At 72.2% G+C, this 22,420-nt stretch carries 19 protein-coding genes and 1 pseudogene; 5 read left to right on the top strand and 15 right to left on the bottom strand.

The features are described 5' to 3' along the window. Window positions 1-84: 84 nt before the first annotated feature. Window positions 85-1,029, top strand: coding sequence for an ADP-ribosylation family protein (locus ACSNOB_RS02475; RefSeq protein ID WP_436684931.1), 945 nt, complete (start codon window positions 85-87; stop codon window positions 1,027-1,029). Here the strand turns inward: ACSNOB_RS02475 and ACSNOB_RS02470 are convergent. The 4 genes and pseudogenes from ACSNOB_RS02470 to ACSNOB_RS02455 form a co-directional block, all read right to left on the bottom strand. Beyond that, a pseudogene (locus ACSNOB_RS02470) lies at window positions 1,005-1,202 on the bottom strand (DUF6596 domain-containing protein); the annotation flags it as partial. The gene ACSNOB_RS02475 and the pseudogene ACSNOB_RS02470 sit on opposite strands and share 25 nt — an antisense overlap. A 56-nt stretch (window positions 1,203-1,258) precedes the next feature. Beyond that, window positions 1,259-1,801, bottom strand: a complete 543-nt coding sequence (locus ACSNOB_RS02465) for a DapH/DapD/GlmU-related protein (protein ID WP_436684930.1) — start codon at window positions 1,799-1,801, stop codon at window positions 1,259-1,261. Between the two features lie 98 nt (window positions 1,802-1,899). Further along, window positions 1,900-2,871 (bottom strand): LysR family transcriptional regulator, encoded by a 972-nt coding sequence (locus tag ACSNOB_RS02460; protein WP_436684929.1) that lies wholly within the window; start codon window positions 2,869-2,871, stop codon window positions 1,900-1,902. A gap of 408 nt (window positions 2,872-3,279) precedes the next feature. Further along, entirely contained in the window at window positions 3,280-4,734 is a 1,455-nt protein-coding gene (locus tag ACSNOB_RS02455; RefSeq protein ID WP_436684928.1) for an MFS transporter, read from the bottom strand. A gap of 192 nt (window positions 4,735-4,926) precedes the next feature. Between ACSNOB_RS02455 and ACSNOB_RS02450 the strand changes: the two genes are divergently transcribed. Beyond that, on the top strand, window positions 4,927-5,529 hold the full coding sequence (locus ACSNOB_RS02450; protein ID WP_436684927.1) for a TetR/AcrR family transcriptional regulator: 603 nt from the start codon (window positions 4,927-4,929) through the stop codon (window positions 5,527-5,529). 153 nt (window positions 5,530-5,682) lie between these two features. On the opposite strand, the gene ACSNOB_RS02445 is transcribed toward ACSNOB_RS02450, so the two are convergent. From ACSNOB_RS02445 to ACSNOB_RS02415, 7 genes are read right to left on the bottom strand one after another with little or no spacing between them, the layout of a single operon-like run. Further along, complete coding sequence (locus ACSNOB_RS02445; RefSeq protein ID WP_436684926.1) at window positions 5,683-7,212, bottom strand: FGGY-family carbohydrate kinase; 1,530 nt, start codon at window positions 7,210-7,212, stop codon at window positions 5,683-5,685. Continuing rightward, window positions 7,209-8,870: a glycerol-3-phosphate dehydrogenase/oxidase gene (locus ACSNOB_RS02440; protein WP_436684925.1), complete on the bottom strand. Its 1,662-nt coding sequence runs from the start codon at window positions 8,868-8,870 to the stop codon at window positions 7,209-7,211. The genes ACSNOB_RS02445 and ACSNOB_RS02440 overlap by 4 nt, the downstream gene beginning before the upstream one ends. A 60-nt stretch (window positions 8,871-8,930) precedes the next feature. Then, entirely contained in the window at window positions 8,931-9,809 is an 879-nt protein-coding gene (lsrF, locus tag ACSNOB_RS02435) for a 3-hydroxy-5-phosphonooxypentane-2,4-dione thiolase (protein ID WP_436684924.1), read from the bottom strand. Next, a complete protein-coding gene (locus tag ACSNOB_RS02430; RefSeq protein ID WP_436684923.1) occupies window positions 9,802-10,821 on the bottom strand; it encodes an ABC transporter permease in 1,020 nt (339 codons plus the stop codon). Before ACSNOB_RS02430 ends, lsrF begins: the two co-directional genes overlap by 8 nt. Beyond that, a complete protein-coding gene (locus ACSNOB_RS02425; RefSeq protein ID WP_436684922.1) occupies window positions 10,818-11,777 on the bottom strand; it encodes an ABC transporter permease in 960 nt (319 codons plus the stop codon). Before ACSNOB_RS02425 ends, ACSNOB_RS02430 begins: the two co-directional genes overlap by 4 nt. Continuing rightward, entirely contained in the window at window positions 11,774-13,309 is a 1,536-nt protein-coding gene (locus ACSNOB_RS02420) for a sugar ABC transporter ATP-binding protein (protein ID WP_436684921.1), read from the bottom strand. The genes ACSNOB_RS02425 and ACSNOB_RS02420 overlap by 4 nt, the downstream gene beginning before the upstream one ends. Window positions 13,310-13,335: 26 nt before the next feature. After that, window positions 13,336-14,385 (bottom strand): ABC transporter substrate-binding protein, encoded by a 1,050-nt coding sequence (locus tag ACSNOB_RS02415; RefSeq protein WP_436684920.1) that lies wholly within the window; start codon window positions 14,383-14,385, stop codon window positions 13,336-13,338. 354 nt (window positions 14,386-14,739) lie between these two features. Between ACSNOB_RS02415 and ACSNOB_RS02410 the strand changes: the two genes are divergently transcribed. From ACSNOB_RS02410 to ACSNOB_RS02400, 3 genes are all read left to right on the top strand, one after another. Further along, window positions 14,740-15,483 (top strand): GntR family transcriptional regulator, encoded by a 744-nt coding sequence (locus ACSNOB_RS02410; RefSeq protein ID WP_436684919.1) that lies wholly within the window; start codon window positions 14,740-14,742, stop codon window positions 15,481-15,483. Window positions 15,484-16,085: 602 nt separating this feature from the next. Continuing rightward, entirely contained in the window at window positions 16,086-17,069 is a 984-nt protein-coding gene (locus ACSNOB_RS02405) for a prenyltransferase (RefSeq protein ID WP_436684918.1), read from the top strand. A gap of 111 nt (window positions 17,070-17,180) precedes the next feature. After that, the gene (locus ACSNOB_RS02400; RefSeq protein ID WP_436684917.1) at window positions 17,181-18,011 is read left to right on the top strand and encodes a carbon-nitrogen hydrolase family protein; all 831 of its coding nucleotides are present in this window, start codon (window positions 17,181-17,183) and stop codon (window positions 18,009-18,011) included. Here ACSNOB_RS02400 and ACSNOB_RS02395 read toward each other — a convergent pair. From ACSNOB_RS02395 to ACSNOB_RS02380, 4 genes are all read right to left on the bottom strand, one after another. Further along, on the bottom strand, window positions 17,919-18,182 hold the full coding sequence (locus ACSNOB_RS02395; RefSeq protein ID WP_436684916.1) for a hypothetical protein: 264 nt from the start codon (window positions 18,180-18,182) through the stop codon (window positions 17,919-17,921). The genes ACSNOB_RS02400 and ACSNOB_RS02395 overlap by 93 nt on opposite strands. Window positions 18,183-18,599: 417 nt before the next feature. Next, on the bottom strand, window positions 18,600-19,682 hold the full coding sequence (locus tag ACSNOB_RS02390; RefSeq protein ID WP_436684915.1) for a glycosyltransferase family 2 protein: 1,083 nt from the start codon (window positions 19,680-19,682) through the stop codon (window positions 18,600-18,602). A 68-nt stretch (window positions 19,683-19,750) separates the two neighbouring features. Beyond that, a complete protein-coding gene (locus ACSNOB_RS02385; RefSeq protein WP_436684914.1) occupies window positions 19,751-21,535 on the bottom strand; it encodes a hypothetical protein in 1,785 nt (594 codons plus the stop codon). 166 nt (window positions 21,536-21,701) lie between these two features. Further along, the gene (locus tag ACSNOB_RS02380) at window positions 21,702-22,169 is read right to left on the bottom strand and encodes a hypothetical protein (protein ID WP_436684913.1); all 468 of its coding nucleotides are present in this window, start codon (window positions 22,167-22,169) and stop codon (window positions 21,702-21,704) included. Window positions 22,170-22,420 lie beyond the last annotated feature (251 nt).

Raw genomic sequence — 22,420 nt, 5'->3', positions numbered from 1 at the left:
GACCACACGTTTCTCGTCAGCGGTGGATCTCGACCGCGCCGGAGGTCATCTCCGTCCGGCCGGGGTGACCATTACCATGCCGGGATGCAGATGCGGGACGAGCAACGGCGCACTGCGGCGCTGGCGACGATGTGGGAACGCTTTCCCCTGGTCGCCGAGCGGGTCCGCCGGGTGTACGGGCTGCGTCTCCCGCGCCATCTCGCCGTGTTCGCCGCCTTCTGGGCGAGCACCGACGGCGCCGAGCGCGAGGCGCTGAGCGACTTGATGGTCGGCCCCTGGGGCGTCACGGACTACTTCGGCGACGACGGTCTCCGGCTGGTCGCCCGCGACGGGCTGGACGAACGGCTGCACGCCCGGTTCCGGCGCGACCCGGCCGAGTTCGTCACCGTGCTCGCGGGCGGCTCCGACGGGCTGCACTACGGGCTCTGGTACGACGACCCGGCCGAACTTCCCTCCCTGATCGCCTACAACCACGCCCGGGACTCCGCCGAAACCTGGGCGAGCGCCTCCGCCACGCTGTTGGGGTTGCTGCGCGAGAAGGTCGCTGCGGTTCTGTCCGACTACGGCGACAACGGTGAGGAGGCCGAGCGGACACGACCACTCGTCGCCGCACTGGCCTGGTTCGACCCCGCGGACCGCGAGGCGCTGCTGGTCGACGGGAAACCGCGGTGGGCCTCGGCGCCGCGGCTGTACAGCGCCGTCTCGCTCTTCCCGGCGTTGCCGCCGGAGAGCGGGGATCCGCAGCTGAGGAAGTCGAACGACCGCCTGGCGGTATTCAACGGTGACGCGGCGCAGTCGGCGCGCTGGATCGCCGACGCCGAGCGCGAACTGGCCGCGGGAAGGCCCGCGCTCGCCCTGGCCGTCGGAAGTGAGCTGCGCTGGCTCGACCGGGACGAGTACCGGCGGCAAGGACTCGACCTGCTCACGGGCGCCTACCGGATGCTCGGCCGCGACGCCCTCGCCGACCTCGCGCGGGTCCACGCCGAACATCGGGACCTCAGCTCCGTAGAAGTCCTCGTCCGCCCCTGACGCGAAACTTCGAGTTCCGCACCGACGCCGAACGGGCGTCCTGGCAACAGCCAGAGCCGCCGGGCGTGGTGCAGCAGCATGAGGGCGAGCAGCCCCGCCACCTCGGGGTGGTCGATCGCGGCCACGAGCTGCCGGGTGAGCCGGATGGCCTCGGCGGCGAGGTCGACGTCGCCGGGAGCTGAGCCGGCTGAGCCGTCCCGCGGTGTCCGGATCTCCGGCGTGGCGCTCGTCACCACCGCCGGTGTACCGCTGCCTTACGGCCGGTCACCAGGCTGGCCGGCGGGACGTCATCGGCCACGACCGCGCCAGCGGCTACCACGGCATCACGGCCGATGGTGACGCCGGGAAGGATCGTGGCACCGGCGCCGATCCACACGTTCTCCGCCACGTCGATGGGCGCGCCGCTCAGCCATCCCCGTCGCTCCCCGGGATCGACCGGGTGACCCACGGTGATGAACGTGGCCCTGGGTCCGACCATCACGCGCTCGCCGAGCCGGATGCCGGCGTAGTCCAGGAACGTGCAGTTCTGGTTGATGAACACGCGCTCCGCGAGGTCGAGGTGAAGGCCGTGGTCCGTGTAGAAGGGCGGATAGATCGTCACTCTCGTCGGCAGCGGCCTGCCGAGAATCTGCTCGAACAGTTCCGCCTTGCCCGCTTCGTCCTCGAAGGGCAGGACGTTGAGGCGGGAGGTGAGCGCGGTGACCCGCAGGACCCTGTCGGCCATGGCCTGGAACTCGGCGCTGTGGATGCGCATGAGACGCTCGCTGGGCATGCCACGATCCTTTCTGGTGTACGGCGGTGACTGGTCGAGACCCGCTGGGCGCTGGTGGCGGCCGCTACCGGCCGCCGGCCGAGTCAGCTCTCTCGGCGTCAGGGCCTGCGAGCACTTGCGATGTCACCGTCGCCGCGTCGTGGCGTCGTTGCCCAGGAAGGGAGCCAGACCGCCTCCGGGAGTCTTGGCAGGCTTTCGAGGTGGGCGATGATCCCACGGAGTCCCGGATGTGGGTTCGTCCTGGGGAGGATGAGCGAGAGCGGGTAGGCGAGGGTCGGGTTCACGATGGGGATGCGGCGCAGGTCGTAGTTCGTGGGCCACAGGTACCGGTCGCGCGCCCCGACGAGGGTGGCCACGTCCGCGGATTCCGCGAGGGCGCCCAGGAGCACTTCGTCTCCAAAGTGCGGGCCTGCCGCGTCGAGGCGTAGGTCGAATGCGGTGGCGAGCTGGTCGTAGAAATCTGCCCATTCGCTTCGGGGCGCGATACCCGGCACCCATATCCGGTGCCTACGCAACTGCGGGGGCGTCAGTCTTCGCGCGGAGGCGAGCGGATGTCTCGGGCCGACGAGAAGCTCCAGCGGAGAGTCGAACGCGTGGATCATGCGCAGGTCGGGCGGCAGGGCGTCCGGGTCGGTGACGGTACGGAACGACGCGTCGATGTCGCCCGCTTCGACGGCGGCGACCGCCACGCGTGGGTCGTTGACCCGCAGGGTCACCACGTCGAGGTTGATTTCGGGATGCGACCGCCAGTAGTCGTGCAGAACGACGGCCTGCGCGCTTCGCAGGCCGAGAACGTCGATCCGAAGGGCGCGGAAACCCGGCCTGACCGCGGTGACGGCGCGGTCGACACCCGCGACGATGCTCCGCGCGTGGGAGAGAAACGCCTGGCCGTCGAGCGTCAGCTCGACTCCCCGGGCGGTACGTGTGAACAGACGGACTTCCAGCTCGCGCTCCAGGGCGGCGACCCGCTTGGAGACTGCCTGCTGTGTCACGCCCAGCTCATCGGCCGCGTGTCGCAGCTGTCCGAGCTCGGCTGCCCGGACGAAGGATCGCAATGCCTCGCTGTCCACTGGCTCACCCTAGGCGTGCCCAACCGATGGTTGTGGCGCGCCGTGGATCGGTTGTTGGATCGGGCTCCAGCGCGGCTGATGTGCGTCAAGCGTCCAAACCGTCGGTTGTCGGCAGGAGCCGTGTGCGCGTGAGATCGGGGCCGGCTTCGGAGGCCGCGCGGAGTTCCTCCATGAACCTCTCCCACATCTCCGGACCACCCTGAGCGAGGAGTTTGCCGCCATCATCGGATCCGTCGCGCCCGGGTGACGCGGGACGGCCCGGCGGGGACGCCGATGACGTCCCCGCCGGTGGTGACAACCTCTCGCTGAGTCGAAGGTCCACGGTGGGCCCCTGTGGGAACCGGGCGGGCGGGTGGCCCCGATGGTGCGGGCGACCCGCCCGACGCGACCGGTTCGTGCGGCGGGCCGTCAGGCGTGGCTGGCGGAGCGCCGGGTGCGGAGGAAGACGACGGCGATGAGTACGCCGAGCAGGACGAGGGCGGCGTTGGCGGCGATGGCGACGGTGACGCCGTGCAGGATCGCCCCGGCGGAGACGGCTCCGGCGGTGGTGGCGGTGACGATCGTGGACATGATCGGGGTCCCCATGGTGATACCGACCTGCTGGGACATCGAGGCCAGGCCGGTGGCCAGGCCCTGCTCGTGATCGGGCAGTCCGGTGGTGGCGGTGACCATGAAGCCGACGATGACCAGCATGTTCCCGACGCCGCCGAGGAAGGTGGCGGGCAGCAGCAGCCCCATCGAGGCGGACGTGTCGCCGAGGAAGAGCAGGACGGCGGTGAAGACGGCCTGCATCAGCCCGCCGCCGACCAGGACGGTCCGGGTGGAGGTGCGGGCGATCGCCTTCGGGGCGAGCATCCCGCCTGCCACGGTGCCCAGGCCCAGGACGCCGAAGGAGATCCCGGCGGCCAGCGCGGAGAAGCCGAGGGTCTTCTGCAGGTAGACGGTGAGCAGGTAGACCAGGGAGGTCTCGGTGACGAAGGCGAGCATGCCGAGCACGTTGCCCCAGGCCACGGTGGGCTTCTTCAGCACGTGCACGGGGACGAGGGGCTGGGCGGACCCGCGCTCGATGAGGTAGAAGACGACCAGTAGAGCCGCGCCGACGAGCAGACCGGTGAGGGCGACGGGGTGGGTCCAGCCGTGCTCGCCGGCCTGGGTGAGGCCGTACACGATGCCGAGCAGGCCGAGGGTGACGGTCAGGGCGCCGGGCAGGTCGACCTTCGGCCGCTCGGCGGGACGCGACTCGGCGATGACGGCGGGGGCGACCAGCAGGACGGCGAGAGCGACGGGCACGTTGATGAAGAACGCCCAGCGCCAGGAGAGCAGATCGGTGAGGACGCCGCCGAGGACGGCGCCCGCGGTGAACCCGGCTGACATCAACGCCCCGTTGAGGCCGAGCGCCTTCTGCCGCAGCGGGCCTTCCGGGAAGGACGTGGTGAGCAGGGCAAGGCCGGCGGGTGTCGCGGCGGCGGTGGCCAGGCCCTGGACGACGCGGGCGATGATCAGGGTCTCCGGGTTGGGGGCGAGGCCGCCGACGAGGGACGCCAGGGCCAGCAGGCCGAGGCTGCCGAGGAAGATCCGCTTGCGGCCGACGAGGTCGCCGATGCGGCCGAAGAAGAGAGTGAACCCGGCGGCGCACAGGGCGAAGGCGGTGGCGATCCACTGCAGGTTCGTCAGGGAGAAACCGAGGTCGTCGCCGATCTTCGGCAGGGCGACGTTCAGGATCGAGAAGTCGACGGCAAGCATGAACTGGGCGACCAGCAGCACCCCGAGGACCACCTTGAGGCGGCCGGTCAGCCGCTGCGGGGAGACGTCGGCAGCGGGAGCCGCGACGGTGCCCCCGGGCGCGAGCCTGGTGGTGGACATGACAACACTTCCTTCCGGGTCAGCCGACGCGAGCCGACAGCAGTCGTTGCGCGGGCGGCACGGGTGACGCGGGGACAACCCGCCCACCTAAACGGTTCCTGAGTTCCGTTACGATGGGGAACCGTAGCACCGCGAATCGACTTAAGGGAACCGCAGTCCCGATACGGGCCCCTGTGAGGAAGGAGACAACCGATGGCCACCGCACCCCAGCCGGGCAGCGTCCGCCCCGGCGGACGTACCGCCCGCGTCCGCGAAGCCGTCCTGCAGGCCGCCGGCGACACCCTCGCCGAGAAAGGGTTCGACACCCTGGACCTCGCCGAGATCGCCCGCACCGCAGGCGTGGGGAAGACCACCGTCTACCGCCGCTGGGGCACCCCCGGCGCACTGGCCGCCGATCTCCTCGACCACATGGCCGAAGAGTCCCTGCCCCGCGCCCGAACCGGCAGCGTGGACAAGGATCTGCGGGAGAACGCCCGTCTGGTCGTCAAGACCCTGACCGACTCCCGCCAGGGACGACTCTTCAAGGCCCTGATCGCCGCCTCGCTCTGCGACGAGCAGGCGGCCCGAGCACTACACCGCTTCTACGCCGTACGCATCGACGAATGGGCCGGCTGCGTCACCGACGCCGTGGAACGCGGCGAACTGCCCCCCGGGACCGACCCCCGGCGCGTGATCGCCAACGTCTCCGCACCCCTGTACTACGCCCTGCTCAACACCGGGGAAGCGTTGGACGACGAGGCGGCGGACCGCGCCGCGGCCACGGCCCTGGCCGCCGCGCGCGCCGGCGTGCAGTGATCACCTGAGGGATCTGCGCCAGGGCGGGGCGGTCGGGCAGCAGTGGCGGTGCATCGTCCGGCCCGTTCGCGGGCCGGACGACGCACCGCCGCTGCTCACCCCTTCGCACATCCGGCAGAGCGATCCTGCGCCGGATGTCATTCGACCCGACCGTCAGCAGCTCCCACCGGACTTGCGGTAGCGCTCGACCTCCGACCACACGGAGGACATCCCGGCGAGACAGCGGTCGAACACCCGGGCGTGCTCCAGGTAGGCGGCGCGGTCGGGCCCGGGGTGCACGCAGAGGTCGTCCTCGTCGTTGACGGTCCACGGCGGCACGTCGTGGCCCAGCGCGCCGGGCAGCAGGGAGGCGACCCCCCGGGCGCCGAGTTCGCTGGTGAGCTGCCGCCGGACCGGGCGGCCGAGCACGTCGGCGAAGATCTGCGCCCACACCGTCGAGCGCGCGCCCCCGCCGGCCAGCCGCCAGGGCCGGTCACCGACGTCCGCGCCGCTGGCCAGCACCCGGTCGATCTGCACCCGGTGGTACTGCGCGACGCCCTCGATGACCGCCCGGGTGAGGTGGCCCCGACGGTGGTTGCTGGAGATGCCGAGGAAGGTGCCGGACGCCGACGGATGCTCGGGCGAGCCGTTGACGAAGGGCAGGAACAGCAGGCCGTCGGCGCCGGGCGGCACCGCGGCGGCCTCCTGCAGCAGTTCCGCCGCGGCGAGGCCGCCGGTCTGCTGGTGGGGCACCCCGGCGCAGGCGAGCCATTCGAGGTTGGCGGCCGACGTGGGCGCCACCTCCATGGCCAGCATGGTGGCGGGGTCGGGCATGAACGCGCTGAGCGTGACCTCCGGGGCGGGGGTGCGCGCGGGCACCACCACGCCGTTGATCGCCCAGGTGCCGACGATGATCGTCCCGTCCCCGAGTTCCCGTCCCCCGGCGCCGAGGGTGGCGGCCACGCAGTCCATGCACCCGGCGATGACCGGCAGGCCCTCGGGCAGCCCCGTGCGGGCCGCCGTCGCCGCGCTCAGTCCGGCGACCACCTCGCCGGACCTGCGTGGCGGCGGGAACCGGTCCAGGTCGGTGGCGGGCAGGCCGACCAGTTCCAGCGCCGTCGGCGTGTACGCGCGGGTGTCGAGCCCGACCATGCCGAACGCGCTGGCGTCGCTGTAGTCCGCGCTGGCCACGCCGGTCAGCTGGGCGGTGACCCAGTCCTTGCAGGACAGTACCCACCGGGTGGCGGCGTACGTCGCTGGTTCGGCGTCCCGCAGCCAGCGCAGCAGGACGGCGGGCTGGGCGGCCCACGGGATCGAGCCGGTCTCCCGGGCCAGCCGGCGGGCCCCCTCGGGCGGGATCGCCTGGACGATGTGCTGCGCCCGGCTGTCCGACGAGGCGATGGCCGGCCCGATGGGGCGCAGGGACGCGTCGACCGGGTAGATGCCGTTGCCGTGCGCGGCGACGCCGATGCCCGCCGGGGCGTACCCCTCGGCGGCCAGCTTGCCGCCGACCTCCGCCAGCAGCGACAGCACCGTGTCCGCCAGTCTGGTCATGTCGACGTCGTGGCGGTGGGCGGTGACGCTGGTGCGTGGAGTGCGAGCGACCACGACGGCCAGTTCGTTGCCGACGACGTCGAAGGCGGCCACCTTGGTGGCGGTTAGGCCGACGTCGACCCCGAGGTAGCAGGTGTGCGGAATCGTCACGACGTCCTCCTGTCGCTCGTTCCGGTCGCCGGGACGAGGTTCAGCCCGCGCGGGCGGAAGCGCCGCAGCTCCGCCCGGTAGGCGGCCACCTCGGCGTCGGCCCGTCCGGTGTCCCAGCCGAGGTGCCGTACGGCGACGTCCGCGCAGGTCACGGCCGCCGACGCCGCCATGTCCGGGCCGAGGCCGACCAGCGTACGGCGCAGCAGCACGTCGGCCAAGGTCACCGCCCGTTCCTCGCGGAAGGCCAGGACGACCTCGGCGGCGACCGCTCCGGTCCGCTCGTCGACGACCTCGGCCAGTGCCGGGTCGGCTACGGCCAGTTCGAGCACCCGGCGGGCCCGGACGCCGTAGACGTCCAGCAGCCGGGCGGACTGCGCCGGAGTGAACGGCGTGGCCGAACGCGCGAAGTCCGCGCGGAAGGCGTACCAGTCCGGCGTGTCGGCGCCGGGCAGCGGCCGGGTCCGGGTGGTGCACCGCTGCCGCGGCCGGCCGAGCACCCTCAGCGCCTCGTCGGTGGCGTCCTCGGCCAGGGCGCGGTGGGTGGTCAGCTTGCCGCCGATGATCGTGAGCAGCCCCTCGTACGCGGGCGCGTGGTTGAGCACCGTGTGCCCGCGACTGATCTTGGCGTTGTCCGACACGCCGGCCGTGTAGGGCAGCGGGCGGATTCCGGCGACGCTGTACAACACGTCGTCCGGGGTGAGGCCGGCCTGGGGGAACAACCGGTTGGCCTCGGCGAGCAGGTAGTCGATCTCGGCGTCGCTGGCGACGACCTCGTCCAGGTCGCCCTCGTACGTCAGGTCGGTGCTGCCGAGGACGTACCGGCCCGCCCAGGGAAAGATGAAGATCGGTCGCCGGTCGGCGGCGGCCTCGAAGAAGATGCAGGTGTCCGGGGCGCCCGGGAACGGGTCGATGATGATGTGGCTGCCCTTGGTGCCGCCGTTGAGACGCCCGCTCTCGACCTGGCCGTCGAGGATCCGGTCGATCCACGGCCCGGCCGCGTTGATCGTGACACGGCCCCGGATCTCCCCCGCACGCCCCGACCGGTTGTCGCGGGTGCGGACCCCGTGCACCCGCGCGTCCGTCACGAGCAGACCGGTCACCGTCGTGTAGGTCAGTACCCGGGCGCCCAGCCGCTCCGCGTCGATCAGCAGTTCCACGCAGAGCCGCTCGGCCCACGGCACCTGGGCGTCGTTGAAGAGCACCCCGCCGCGCAACCCCTTGCGGGACAGGTGGGGCCAGCGTCGGCCGATCGCCCGGGCGGACAGGCCCCGGCTGCGTCCGCGCCCGCGGCCCGCGGCCAGGACGTCGAACGCGGCCAGGCCGAGGCGGATCAGCGGCCCCGGCCGGCTGTCGCCGGCGTAGAACGGGATGAGCATGGGGTAGTCGTGCACCAGGTGCGGGGCGGTGCGGAACAGCAGGTGCCGTTCCCGGATCGACTCGTGCACCAGGGTGAAGTCGTAGCGCTCGAGGTACTTCAGGCCGCCGTGGATGAGCCGGCTGGAGGTGGCGGTGGTGCCGGCGCCGACGTCACCGCGGTCGACCACGACGACGCTCAGGCCCCGGCTGGCGGCGTCCCGGGCGATGGCGAGGCCGTTGATGCCGGCGCCGACGATCACGAGGTCGACGATGTCATCAGCGCCGCTCTGTGGGTGTGACATGAGGAGCTCCCGGAGATGAGGGGTGCGGGCCGGGTTGCGGACCCGCACCCCTGGCGATGATCAGGACGCGGAAGAGGCCGACCGGAAGAGCTCGTAGGCGTCCGCGGGCTTGGCGTCGTCGTGCACCACGGCGCGGACCGCGGCCAGCATCGCGGCCGGGTACTCGCTCTGGAAGATGTTGCGGCCCATGTCGACGCCCGCGGCGCCCTCCTGCATGGCGCGGTACGCCATGGTCAGCGCGTCGAGCTCGGGCAGCTTCTTGCCGCCGGCCACGATGATCGGCACCGGGCAACTGGCGGTCACCGTCTCGAAGCCCTCGTTGACGTAGTACGTCTTGACGATGTGGGCGCCCATCTCCGCGCTGATCCGGGTGGCGAGCCGGAAGTAGCGCGCGTCGCGGACCATGTCCTTGCCCACGGCGGTCACGCCCAGCACCGCGATCCCGTGCCGCTGCCCGGCGTCCACCAGGGTGGCCAGGTTCGCCACCGACCGGGACTCGTGCTCGCCGCCGATGAACACCTGGATCGCCAGCGCCGCGGCGTTGAGCCGGACCGCGTCCTCGATGTCCAGCGCGATGTGCTCGTCCGAGAGGTCCCGCAGCACGCTGGGCCCGCCGCTGGCCCGCAGCACGATGCCGGCGGTGCTGTGCGACGGGATGCTGGTGCGCAGGGCGCCGCGGGTCATCATGATCGCGTCGGCGTCCGGCACGAGCGGGGCGATGTTGGTGTCGAGCCGCTCCAGGCCGGCCATCGGCCCGAGGAAGTAGCCGTGGTCGAAGGCCAGCATCACCGTACGGCCGTTGTCGGGTCGGAAGATCCGGGACAGTCGGTTCTGCAGGCCCCAGTCCTGGGCGTGGGCGCCCTTGACGTGGAAGCCCGTGGCCGTCGAGGCGGTCCCGCCGAAGTCGCGGGCGTCGAGCAGACCGTCGGTGTCAGCCATGTGTGTTCTCTCCTGTGCTAGTTCCAGTGGCGGTCGCGGCCGCGGGTCGCAGCCGTCGACGGGGTCGGGTGGTCAGGCCGGCGTTGCGGAGGGTTCCGCCGCCGGCGAGGAAGAGGACGAACAGCACCAGGCCGCCCTTGAGCAGGTTCTGTGCGGCGGTGCTCCAGCCCACGAGGTTGACGAGACCGTCGAGCAGGATGAAGAAGAGCGCGCTGCCCCAGATGCCGACCGGCACGGCCCGGCCGCCCGAGATGAGCGTGCCGCCGATGACCACGACGGCGACCGAGTCGAGCAGGTAGCGGGTGCCCAGATCGGGCGACGGCGCGATGTAGGCGGCGAGCAGCGCGCCCGCCAGTCCGGCCAGGGCGCCGCTGGCCAGGTAGGTGGTGGCGATGATCCGGGCGACGGGGATGCCGGCGCGTTCCGCGGCCCGCCGGCTCTGGCCGACCGCGAGCAGCGAGCGACCGTACGTGGTGCGGCTGAGCAGGGCCACGACCAGCGCGGTCAGCGCGGCCACCGCGACGGCGAGCACGGGTACGCCGGCCGGGCGCAGGTTGAGCAGCTTGCGCAGCCCGTCGTCGGGCACCGCGGTGAAGCCGTCGGCCAGCGACAGCGTCAGCGACGAGGCGATCAGCCCGGCGGCCAGGGTGGCGATGATCGGCGGGACGGCCAGCCCGAGGATCGCCACCACGCTGACCACCGCGACGGCCAGCCCGGCCCCGATGCCGGCCAGGATCCCGACGGGCACCGATCCGGTCGACGCGGTGACCTGGACCGCGACGAAGCCGGCGAGGGAGATGATCGGCGCGACCGACACGTCGATGTTGCCCGGCCCGGCGGTGATCACCAGCATCTGGCCCAGGCCGACGATGACCAGGTACGGGGCCAGGGACAGCGCGAGCGAGACGGTCTGCCCGCTGCCCTGGTTCGAGATGGCCAGGATGGTGACCCAGACCAGCGCGGCGGCGACGAAGCCCCACATCCAGGGGCGGGCGAGCGTACGGAGGGTCATCGGAGCACCTTTCCGACCACGACGCGGCCGGCGAGCACGGCCAGCACGATCGCGCCCTGCACGGCCGACTGCATGTTCGACGGCACGTCGAGCAGGCTGAGGACGACACTGACCAGGCCGAGGGTGATGCCGCCGATGGCGACGCCCCAGGGCACGGCGGTGCCGCCGGCGAAGGACCCGCCGCCGAGGATCACCGCGGCGACCGTGATCAGCGTGTAGCTGGTGGCGGACGAGACGTCTCCGCCGCCGGTCTGCGAGGCGAGCACCAGCCCGGAGAGCACGCCGAGCGCCCCGGCCACCGCGTACGCGACGACCCGCGCGGCCAGCGGTCGCAGGCCGGCCCGTTGCAGCGCGACCGGGTTGCTGCCCAACGCGCGGACCCGCACCCCGACGGAGCTGCGGGCGGACAGCAGCCAGACCACCGCCGCGACGACGAGGATCGGCAGCAGCGGGGCGGGGATGCCGGCCGGTTGCCAGGAGCCGAACGTCGCCAGCCACTGCGGCGTGCTGCCGCCCGGCGTGGGCAGGACGAACATTCCCAGTCCCAGCCAGACGAACGAGGCGCCGAGGGTGGCGATCAGCGACGGCACCCGGCGCAGGTGGATCAGCGCGCCGAGCACCGCGTAGGCCGCCACGAGGCCGAGCAGCATCAGCGCGCCGGTGCCGGGGGAGGAGACCAGCTTCGTGGCGGTGACGACGGTGACCAGGCCGACGAAGTTGCCGATGCCGAGGTCGATGTCGCCCACGGCCATGAGCACCATCTGGGCCTGGGCCGCGATGACCAGCGGCACGGCGGCCGAGAGGACCAGCGTGAGACCGGGGACGGTCAGCACGTCGGACTGCAGCGAGGCGCAGACCGCGATCATGGCCACCATGGCGACCGCGCTGACCATGGCGGGTCCGGTGCGGCGCAGCAGGGCCCGCGACGGCATCGCCGTCGCGACGAGATTCGTCATCGCTGTGCTCCCGTGGACTCGGATTCGGCGAAGGAGACGGCGATGATCCGTTCCTCGGAGATCTCCGTGCCGGTCAACTCGGCGACGACCCGGCCGGCCCGCAGCACGTAGACCCGGTCGCAGTGCGCCATCTCGGCGTTCTCGCTCGAGTACCAGACCACGCTGCGGCCGCCCGCCGCCTCCTGCCGGATGAGCGTGTAGAGGTCGGTCTTCGTGTGCACGTCGACCCCGCGGAACGGGTCGTCGAGCAGGACCAGGTCGGCCGTGGAGGCGAACGCCCGGGCCACGATGACCTTCTGCTGGTTGCCGCCGCTGAGTTCGGTCATGCCGGCGTCGGCGCCACCGCGGATGGCCAACCGGTCCACCCAGTCGCGGACCGCGGTCTCCTCCGCGCCGGCGCGGCGTACGCCGTAGCGGGACAAGCCGCGCATGGCGGTGACGATCAGGTTCTCCGCCACGGACCACAGCGGCAGGACGCCGGAGCGCTGCCGGTCACCGGGCACGTACGCGCGGGTGCCCTCGACCGTGGTGTCCCGCCGGACGGGGCGCCACAGCCGTTCGAGCACCTGCTGCTGACCCTGACCGGCGAGTCCGGCCAGCCCGACGACCTCGCCCCGACCGACCGTGATCGACACGTCGTGCAGGCCGTGGCCGGTGGCGCCGCGCAGTTCGGCGACGACCGGCCGGTCGCCGGCCGCCCGGGCGGTGGCGGGCGCGGCGGTGGGCTCGGCCACCTCCGCGCCCATGAGGGCGAGTACGTCCTGCTCGCTGAGGCCGGCAGCGGGCCGCTCCGCGACGACCGCGCCGTCGCGCATCACCGCGACCCTGTCGGCCACGGAGAGCACCTCACGGATCCGGTGCGAGATGAGCAGGACGGCCGTGCCCCGGGCGGCGAGCCGCCGGACGTACGCGTAGAGCGAACGTGCGGCGTCCGGGCCGAGCGATTCGGTCGGCTCGTCCAGGATCAGCAGCTCGAGCCGGTCGACGAGGCTCGCCCGGGCGATCTCCACCATCTGCCGCTGGGCCAGCGACAGGTCCTCGACCCGGTCCCGCGGCCCCACCCCGTGCCCCGGGAACATCTCGTCCAGCCGGCGGGCGACGGCGATGCTGGCCGCCCGCCGCCAGCGCAGGCGGGGCAGGCAGTGCCGGGAGGAGAGCCAGATGTTCTCCGCGACGGTGAGGTCCGGGCAGAGCGACGTTTCCTGGTAGGCCATGCGGACCGCACGGAACGGGCCGGCGCCCGGCGCGCCGCCGCGCGGCGCCTCCTGGCCGCCCACGATGACCGTGCCCTCGTCGCACGCTTCCAGGCCGGCGAGGACGCGCATCAGCGTGCTCTTGCCGGCGCCGTTGTGGCCGACGAGGCCGAGCACCTCACCGGCGCGGACGTCGAGGTCCACCCCGGTGAGGGCCCGGGTGCGCCCGTACGTCCTGGTCACCCGCCGCGCGGTGACGACCGGTGGCGCCGCGGACGGCTCCCGGCCGCCCTGCGGCGGGGCCGCGTGCGACCCCACCGGCAGGTTGTCGACGTGCATCATGCGCTCCTCGGTTGCTGTCTCGGTCAGCCGGCGGCCGTCGGGATCGGCGGCTGCACCGGGGCGCCACCGCTCTTCGCGGCCTCGACCTGCTTGCGGAAGAGCTCCTGCGTCCACGGCCACGCGGCGTACTCGTCGGGCTTGAGGACGTTGGCCCATGCGGCGACGTCCTTCTGCTCCACCAGCACGATCGGGAAGGTGACCTCCTTCGGGATCTCCTTGCCGTCGAGCAGGTCGATCGCCTCCCACAGGGCGGCGACCGACTGGCCCGGGTCGGACATGACCGCGACCGAGCCGTTGTCGAGCTTGCTGTCCTGCCAGTACTTCAGCGCGCGACCGTTGGTCTCGAAGGTGACGGCCGGGACCGGCTTGCCCGCGCTGGTGAAGGCCTGCGCGACGCCGTAGCCGTCACCGCAGCCGATGACCCCGTCGACCTTCGGCACGCTCGACAGCACACCGAGCACGGCCTTCTGCGCCTTGGCGCCGTCGCACATGCCGTTGACCGTCGCGGCGACCTTGACGTCCGGGTTCTTGGCCAGGATGTCCTGCGTCGTCTGGTACATCTCCGCCTCGGGCTGGGAGCCGACCACGCCCCGGCTGACGATCACCGTGCCCTTGCCGCCGATGCCCTTCACCAGCGGCTCGGCGGCGGCCGTCGCCCAGTCCTTGAAGCTGTTGAGCAGCACGTGGGCGCAGGGGGCGTCGATCGCCGAGTCGAAGACCACGACCTTGATCCCGGCGTCGCAGGCCTGCTGGATGACCGGCTTGAGCGCGGTCGGCGAGGCGGGGTCGATCAGCAGGGCGTCCGGCTTCTGCAGCAGCAGGCTCTTGATCTGGGCGACCTGCTCGGTGGCCGAGTTCTCGCCGGGGGCGTTGACGACCTTGAACTTGCCGATCAGCCCGTCCTTCTGCGCCTGGGTGGCGGCGGCCTCGAACTTGGCGATCATCGTCTGCCGCCAGCCGTTGCCGATGAAGCCGTTGCTGAGCGCGATGAACGGCTTGTCGCCGCCGCCGCTTCCGCCGCCGTCGTTCGAGCCGGAGCCGCAACCGGAGGCCGTCACCGCGATTGCGGCCACGAGCGAGGCTGCGGCTGCGGCGCGCCAGCGCCGGGATGTGTGGTGGATGCGCATGGTGGGGGCCTCCAGGAAGAGCGGGCCCGCCGGAGCGGGACTCGGTGTGCGCAGGTCGCCTGCCGCCACGGGGGGTGCGGCGAGGTGCAGTTATTACAGACCTGTAGTGACAGGTGCGCTAGAGCTGCGTTAATAACGTGTTACACGTCACAGTGTTCTTGGTAACAGAGGCATAACGGCCTGCAGTTTCGGCCACCCTGGGCTCGTCGGGCCGTGACCTGTTCCCTAGGCGATCGGGGAGCCTGTAATGACAACATTGGCTACATGGCATGCTGTAGGTGATCGATGAGAAGGGGATCCATGACGATGACCTACCGGCGGTTGACCCGTGACGGGGGAGAACCGCTGTGGATGCAGCTGATGCGCGCGCTGCGCAGCCAGATCGAGGCGGGCGAGGTCGGGCCGGACCAGCCGCTGCCCTCCGAGGCGGAGCTGAGCGACATCTTCGGCGTCTCCCGGACCGTCGTCCGGGAAGCGCTGCGGGAGCTCGTCCAGCAGCGGATGATCTACAAGGTCAAGGGGCGGGGGGCCTTCGTCGCGCCACGCAAGACGGAGCTGCACTTCGTCGGCTCGGTGTCCGGATCCGCCCACGACCTGCGGGAGGCCGGCCGCCGGGTGGCCACGCACACGATCAGTCAGAGTCTCGGCGAGGCGGACCAGCGCGAGGCCGAACTGCTGCAGATCCCGTACGGCGAGCAGGTCGTACGGATGCGCAGACTCCGCCGGGTCGACGGACAGCCGTGGCTGCTCGTCGACACCGCACTGCCCGCTCGCCTGGTGCCGGGCCTGGAGCGCGCCGTGCTCGAGAACCAGTCGCTCTACGACGTCCTGCGCCGCCGGTACGGGTTGGAGGCCGCCGCGGCCGACCGCTGGATCGAGGCGGTGTTCCCCAAGCCCGAGGACGCCGCGCTGCTCGAAGTCACCACCTCAACGCCCCTGCTCGGCATCGAATCCGTGGCCTGGCTGCCCGACGGCACCCGCTTCGAGGCCTACTACGCGCTGCACCGCAGTGACCAGACCCGGTTCTTCGTCGGCATCCGGTGAACCGCTGACCAACTCCTGACCCGTCGGCGGTGGGCCGCCGCCGCGGATCGAGGCGCAGGCGACGGCGGGGCAGAAGGCCGAGCGCCTCGGTGGCCACCTCGGGCCGTGCGGAGCGACACAGTTCGACCAGGAACGGTGCGGCCGGTTCGACGGTGCGCAGACGCAGCCCCGAACGGCCGCGGATCAGGGCATCCCTCAGCGCCGTGCCGAGCGACCTGGCGAAGCGATCACCGGCTCACCCTGTCGAGGGCAGGTGGAACTCCATGGTGTGGCGCGAGCCTCCTGCCTCGGCCCGTGGCTCGCCGCTGCGCGAGGGATGGACGGTTCCGATGCGGGGAGAAAGCCCTCCGCCCGCCGGTCTCCTCGCGTCAAGGCAGTTGCCTACCCGACAGATCGTGTCCGTCACCGCCGCCAAGACATAGGTTGATGTCAAAGTATGAGCGCGGGGGAGGCGTCAGCCGATGGACGCGGTGCGGGAAGCCCAGTCGAACGCAGGACCTCGTCGGCCTGCTGTCAGGCCCGTCGTCGGGCGGGACGGAACCCGCTGGAGGGGTTTCCTCCGGCTGGCCCGACTACGCTTCCTGCTGTACAACCTCCTGCCGGTGGGCCTCGCCGTGGCGGTGTCGGTGCACCAGGGCTACCCGCTCGATCTCACGTGGTACGCCGTCGCGCAACTGTTCGCGTGGACGGTCCACGTCATGACGCACTACTGCAACGAGTACTTCGACCTGGAGGCCGACCGGGCGAACGTCTACTACACCCCGTGGACGGGTGGCAGTCGGGCGCTCGTGGACGGGTCGGTCACACCCGTGGTGTCGCTCCGCGCCGGAGTCGTCCTGCTCGGCGCGTCGGCGCTGATGGTTGCGATCATGCCGTCCTGGCAGGCACGGGCGCTCGCCGCCGCGGCCGTGGCGTTGGCCTGGTTCTACACCGCGCCGCCGTTGCGGCTGAACTACCGAGGCGCCGGAGAGCTGACGGTTGCCGCGATCCTCAACGGCTTGTGGCCCGCCGTCGCGGCGGTGCTCCAGGCCGGCACCGTGCCGGTGCTGCTGCTGGCCGTGCTGGCGCCCACCGCGGTGCTCCAGGTGGCCCGGATGATGGTGATGAACCTGGGTGACCGCCGGTCGGACGCGATGGTCGGCAAGCGCACGCTGCCCGTCATCATCGGTTACCGGCGGGCGGTGCGTGTGATCCTGGGAGCGCAGCTGATCGGGTACGCGACGCTCACCGTCTTCGCGCTGCTCGGCTGGGTGCCGTGGCTGGTCTGGGGCGCGATGGCCGCCACCGCGCCGCTGTCGGCGTGGCTCGTCGGGCAACTCCGTGGCGGTGCCATGAGCGACCTCGACCCGGGGCGCATGACACCGGTGGTGTTCTGGGCCTCGAACCATGTGTCCCTGATCGTCGCCGCCGCGATGCTGGGCGTGATCCTGGACGCCGCGCGCCGCTCCGCCGACACCGGTGCGTTGGTCGTGCTCGGCGCGGTGCTCGCCGGCTACGGGCTGCTGTTCGCCCACCGCCTGTGGTTGGCGCGCCGACCCGCCGCCGATCGGCAGGCCCGTGTCCGGGGAGCCGGCTCGACGGGCTGAACGCGGCCGTAATCCGCGCGGACCGAACGGAGCAGCGGTCGTCGCCGTGACGGAGCCGACCCTGAACTATGCTGGGTCGCCGTCGCGGGACACGCGCGACACGTCGGAGGAGTGCTCGTGCGACGTCAGCCCCTGGTCATCGCCGTCGCGCAACCACGAACCATCGCGTACGACGTCGTCGCGAACGCGGCCGGGCACGCCGACGTGGTCCGGTCCGCGCAGGCGCGGGTGGTGGTCTTCCCCGAGCTGTCGCTGACCGGATACGAGCTGGACGCGCCCGCCGTCACCGCCGACGATCCGCGGTTGGCGCCGATCGTCGAGGCCTGCGCCGAAACGGGGTCGACGGCGTTGGTGGGCGCTCCGGTCCAGGGCGAGGCGGGTCGGGAACACATCGCGATGCTGGCCGTCGACGGGGCCGGCGCGCGCGTGGCGTACCGGAAGAGGCATGTGCACCGGTCCGAGGACCGGTTCACCCCCGGCGACGGACCGGCGGTGCTCGACGTGGACGGCTGGCGGCTGGGCCTGGCGATCTGCCGCGACACCCGGTTCCCGGAGCACGACGCGGCCACCGCGGCGCTGGGCATGGACGTCTACGTCGCCGCCGTCCTCGACCACGCCCGGGACGCCCACGTGCCGGCCGAGCGCGCCCAGCGCGTCGCCGCCGACCGCAAGGTGTGGGTCGCCACGGCGAGCTTCGCCGGGTCGACCGGCGGGGGCTTCGACGAGGCGGCGGGCGGCTCAGCGATATGGGCGCCCGACGGCGGGATCCTCGCGCAGGCCGGGATCGAGGCCGGGGAGGTCGTAGCGGCCACGCTGCGGGACTGCGCCGTGGCTCGGGCGGTCACCGGTTCATCCGGGTGCGGGCCCGGCGCGGGCGAAGCCGCGGTCCAGGACCTGCACGACGAGCAGGACGCCGACCGTGGCCACGGTCACGGCGAGTAGCGGCATCTCGCGCCCGGCGAGGGCGATGACCAGCAGGGCGGCCACCACACCGGCGATCATGACCAGGTGTACGTTTCCGGTGAGGGTGCCGTACCGGACGGGATCGCGCTCGTCGATGACGGCGCCCAGGTACCGGCCGGCCGGTGCGACGTACAGCCGGCCGATCAGCACCGCCGCGGCGAAGACCAGCAGGAACGCGGCGGACTACACCGCGGCCAGGTCGGTCCCCGAGTACGCCAGTCCCGCGGTGATGGGCGGTGCGGGCGGCCCCGGCGAGACTCACGTCGGCAAGCAGGACGAGCGAGAGCTGCCGCAGCGCGAGGACGAAGGCGAGGTCGAGGAAGAGTTCCAGGAACGATGCCTGCGGCGGCTCGTCGCGGCGTCGCAGCAGCGCGGCCGGACTGCTCGACAACGCGGCTCCTCCCGGCGCTTCCCCCGCCTTCATCGCCCGCCCTGCCCCGGGACCTGTCCGGCGGGCTCGGCCACGAGTCGCTCGTGAGGCTCCGGGACGCTCTCCTCCCGCAGGTAGTACCCAAGGATCGCGAGGTGGCGAACCGACTGCGTTACGGCGTCAAGGGCGAGGACCTCCTACTGGTCCCGCGCCTCACCGACCATGGATTCGCCGGCGGCGCGACGGAGCCAGCGGTGCCGGGGGAGGTCCTCGTGGGCCGGCGCGCCCTGCCGGACCCGCTCGGCCGAGCGCACCGTCGGCTGGGGCGGCACCCGGGGCGCCTCCTCGCTCTCCGTGACCAGGGCCTCGGTCTCCTGGACCAGATAGTGCGGCCGGCGCTTGGTCTCGTAGTAGATCCGGCCGATGTACTCCCCGATGACCCCCAGGATCGTCATGTGGATGCCGCCGAGACCGATCACGCTGACGATGATGGTGGTGTAGCCGGGTACGTCGATCCCCTTGCTGACGGCGTCCGCGACCACCCAGGCCATGTAGACCACCGCGATCAGCGTGAGGAACAGGCCGGCGTAGATCGCCAACCGCAGCGGCCGGTTGTTGAACGACAGCAACCCGTCGAACGCGTAGTTGAAGAGCTTGCCGAACGTCCACCTGCTGCGGCCCGCCTGGCGGGCCTCGTTGCGGTGCGCGACCACCACCGTCCTGAACCCGATCCAGGAGAACAGCCCCTTGGAGAACCGGTTGTACTCGGGCATCGCCAGCACCGCGTCCACCGCGAGCCGGGAGAGCAGCCGGAAGTCACCCGCCCCGTCCAGCAGCCGCACGTCGATCCACCAGTTGACCACCCGGTAGAAGGACCGCGAGGCCAGGGTTCGCAGGAACCGGTCGCCGCGCCGGTCCCGGCGGACAATCACCTGGTCGAAGCCCTGCCGGTACAGCGCCACCATCTCGGGCAGCAACCGGGGCGGGTGCTGAAGGTCGGCGTCCATGATGACGACCGCGTCCCCCGTGGCCCGCTCCAGGCCGGCCATCATCGCCGCCTCCTTGCCGAAGTTCCGGCTCAGCGACGTGTACCGCACGGCCGGATCCGTGGCGGCGAGCCGGCGCAGGGCCGCGAGGGTGCCGTCGGAGCTGCCGTCGTCGACGTACACCATCTCGATGTCCACGTCGGACATGTCCACGACAGCGGCGGTCACGGCCGCGTGCAACCGCTCCACCGACGCTTCCTCGTTGAAGCAGGGCACCACCAGTGACAGGCGCACGTCGTCACTCCGCCCGGCCCGTACCGGCGACACCCCGACCGGCGCCGGGGCGCCCCGCGCTCACCCGGTCACAGGTGGTAGACCAGCACGCCATCGATGTCCTCCCGGGTGATGCCCAGCCCGTCGATCGGCCGGGCCGCGATGCCCTCCCACGGCGTCCCGGCGGCCCAGCCCGGCAGGGCCACCACCGACCGCACCCCGATGCTCCGCAGGTACGCCACGCTGCCCGGATCGGGGAAGGCCGCCGTCGCGGCCCGGGTCTGTGCCTGGGTGACGGGCTCGAATCCGGCCAGCCCGTTCGTCACCCGGGGGAACCCGTCGGTCGTCCACAGCATGAAGATCAGGTCGACCGCGCCGCCGGCCGGCAGCACGAGCATCGGCTCCGTCGCGGTACGCATCGCGGCCGGTGGCGTGGGCACCACCGGGTGCGGCGTCCGGTTGACCCCCTCCACTGCGACCAGGGCCAGCGGCACGAGCAGGACCACCGGCGTCAGGAGCCGGAGCCAGCCGCGGGGCGACCACCGCCGCACCGCCCCGGCGAACACCGTCACCGTCCCCGCCGCCAGCACCGCCAGCAGCAGGCTCGTCCAGTGCATCATCCGGCCCGGCGTGCGCAGCGCGTCCCATCCCGGCAGGTGCTTGGACAGCGTGAGGTAGCCGGGGTCGCCGTCGCCGCCGAGGGTGGCGCCGAGGCCCAGCAGCACCGTGCCGAGCACGCCGAGCCCCAACGCGATCCGGTGGCGGGCCGGATACACCGAGACGAACATCCCCGCCGCGGCCAACGCGAGCAGGGTCATTCCGGGCAGCAACGCCATCTCCGGCGGCCAGGACAGCTGTTCCCGGGCCGCCGCGTGCCGCTCGCCCCACAACCACGAATCCGCCGGTGCGGTGACGAGCCCGATCGGCGGCGGCGAGAACATCTCCGTCCAGGCCAGCGTCCGCTCGGCCTGCGGGTTGAGGTCGACGACCCGCAGGTAGACCAGGCCCAGCAGCAGCGTCGCCGCGCCGAAGACGGACCCGCCGGCCAGGTCCGCGACCAGCAACCGCCGGCCGAACTCGGGCCGGCGCCTCCGCCGCCACCACGACCACCCGTAGCAGCCGGCCGCGACCAGTACGGCGGCCAGCAGGAAGTACACCAGCGGCAGCCCGATGCCGAAGCCCAGGCTGACCTGCCAGGCGGCGACGAGCCACCCCGCCAGCGCCCAGCCCGGCCGCCGCCGCTCCGGCCGGTACCCGTACCGCAGCGACCATCCGTGGCCGCGGGCCAGCATCGCCAGGCACAGGGCGATCCCACCGCTGGACAGGATGTTCAGGTGACCGGAGTGCGCCAACCGCCACGGCGCGAACGCCCACGCGACCCCGGCGACCGCCCCGCCCAACCGGCCCGCCCCGAGCTGCCGGGCCAGCGCGTACGCCCCGACGAACGCCAGCGCGTGCAGCAGCACGTACATCACGTTGTACCGGACGAGGGCGGCCTCGAAGCCCGAGCCGAGCATCCCCACCGGGGCGTACCCGAGCAGGGTGTCGCTGTAGGCGAACGTGTACGTCTCGGGGAAGAACGTGTTCGAGTGCCAGAGGCCGGCCGGGTTGTTGAGCACGGCGTGCCCGGCCCAAGCCATCTGCCACGCCTGCAACGTCGGGTCGCCGATGTCACCGGGGACGGTGCTCGCCGGATGCCGGATCGTCGGCCAGGTCAGCACCACCGCCAGCAGCACCCCGCCGAGCACCGCCAGCGTCCACTCGTGTCGCAGCCAACGCCACCGGTCCCACCTGCCACGGCGCCCGGCGGCGGGGGCCTGGTCGTGGTCGGCGATCTCGGTGGACGTTCGGGCGTCCGTGGACCCGGTGGTCATGAAGATAGATGATTCACGATGCGCGGCGCGGTGTCGATCCGCGGTCCGAGATGTGGGCTCGCGCCGGCCCGGAACGTCGACCGGGTGCGGCGGGGGCGCCGGGTCGCGCCGCCCGCCGCCCCCGTTCACCGGTCGGACGCCGGCTCGGACCGTCGCGACGTAGGGGTCATCCGCACCAGCCCGCCCTGTTGTCCCCGGCGTTGGAGTCCGTCGGCGGGTAGTAGATGTTGCCGATGACCCAGATGCACCTTCCGCTGGCGTAGGCCGTCACCGGACCGGCGTAGTACCGGTAGGTGCCGTGGTCCCGGTCGTCCGCCGCCAGCAGCCGGCAGTTGCTGGTGCCGGACGAGCAGACCCACAGCTCGACCGACATGACCTTGCTGACGCCCCAGGTGTTGGCGCTCGACACGGTCCGGGCGCAGTTGTAGCCGCCGCTGTAGTAGATCTCCACGTACCCGTACCTCGTCGAGCCGTTGATGGCCACGTCCCCGTACAGGTCGAATCCGCCGATCCTGGAACCCGAACAGGTGCCGGTCGCGGCCCGCGCCGGCGGGCTGGGGAGAAACGCACTCCCGGCTGCGATGAGGACGAGCGCGGCGAGCATCGCCAGGATTCGCGATCGCGAGGTGCTCAAGGTGCCTCCGTTCTCTCGGTGTCGCGCCGCGCTGAGCGGCGCGTATCGCCCGACCCGCCGCACCCCGGCGGGCGGCGACGTGGCCGCGTACGTCGAGGGCGGGGCGGTTCGAGACCGGCACAGTCAACGCCGTCCACACCCGGCGGCCGAGTGATTCGAACTGCTTCGAATCACTCGGCCGAGCCGACAGGCGCCGTTGCCGGACGTTGCCCGCCGCGCCGGCGTCGACGGGGGGACATATCGTCGGTGCG

It is taken from the genome of Micromonospora sp. URMC 106 (assembly GCF_051386395.1).
Taxonomy (GTDB): Bacteria; Actinomycetota; Actinomycetes; order Mycobacteriales; family Micromonosporaceae; genus Micromonospora.
Note: the sequence above shows the minus strand (reverse complement) of the source record. Positions and strands in the feature narration are given on the sequence as shown.

Excerpts from the sequence above, each read along its gene's own strand:
- ACSNOB_RS02420 (WP_436684921.1), bottom strand. The coding sequence starts at position 13,309 with ATGCACGTCGACAACCTGCCGGTGGGGTCGCACGCGGCCCCGCCGCAG.
- ACSNOB_RS02425 (WP_436684922.1), bottom strand. The coding sequence starts at position 11,777 with ATGACGAATCTCGTCGCGACGGCGATGCCGTCGCGGGCCCTGCTGCGC.
- ACSNOB_RS02430 (WP_436684923.1), bottom strand. The coding sequence starts at position 10,821 with ATGACCCTCCGTACGCTCGCCCGCCCCTGGATGTGGGGCTTCGTCGCC.
- ACSNOB_RS02475 (WP_436684931.1), top strand. The coding sequence starts at position 85 with ATGCAGATGCGGGACGAGCAACGGCGCACTGCGGCGCTGGCGACGATG.
- ACSNOB_RS02440 (WP_436684925.1), bottom strand. The coding sequence starts at position 8,870 with ATGTCACACCCACAGAGCGGCGCTGATGACATCGTCGACCTCGTGATC.
- lsrF (WP_436684924.1), bottom strand. The coding sequence starts at position 9,809 with ATGGCTGACACCGACGGTCTGCTCGACGCCCGCGACTTCGGCGGGACC.
- ACSNOB_RS02455 (WP_436684928.1), bottom strand. The coding sequence starts at position 4,734 with ATGTCCACCACCAGGCTCGCGCCCGGGGGCACCGTCGCGGCTCCCGCT.
- ACSNOB_RS02410 (WP_436684919.1), top strand. The coding sequence starts at position 14,740 with ATGACGATGACCTACCGGCGGTTGACCCGTGACGGGGGAGAACCGCTG.
- ACSNOB_RS02450 (WP_436684927.1), top strand. The coding sequence starts at position 4,927 with ATGGCCACCGCACCCCAGCCGGGCAGCGTCCGCCCCGGCGGACGTACC.
- ACSNOB_RS02385 (WP_436684914.1), bottom strand. The coding sequence starts at position 21,535 with ATGACCACCGGGTCCACGGACGCCCGAACGTCCACCGAGATCGCCGAC.
- ACSNOB_RS02465 (WP_436684930.1), bottom strand. The coding sequence starts at position 1,801 with ATGCCCAGCGAGCGTCTCATGCGCATCCACAGCGCCGAGTTCCAGGCC.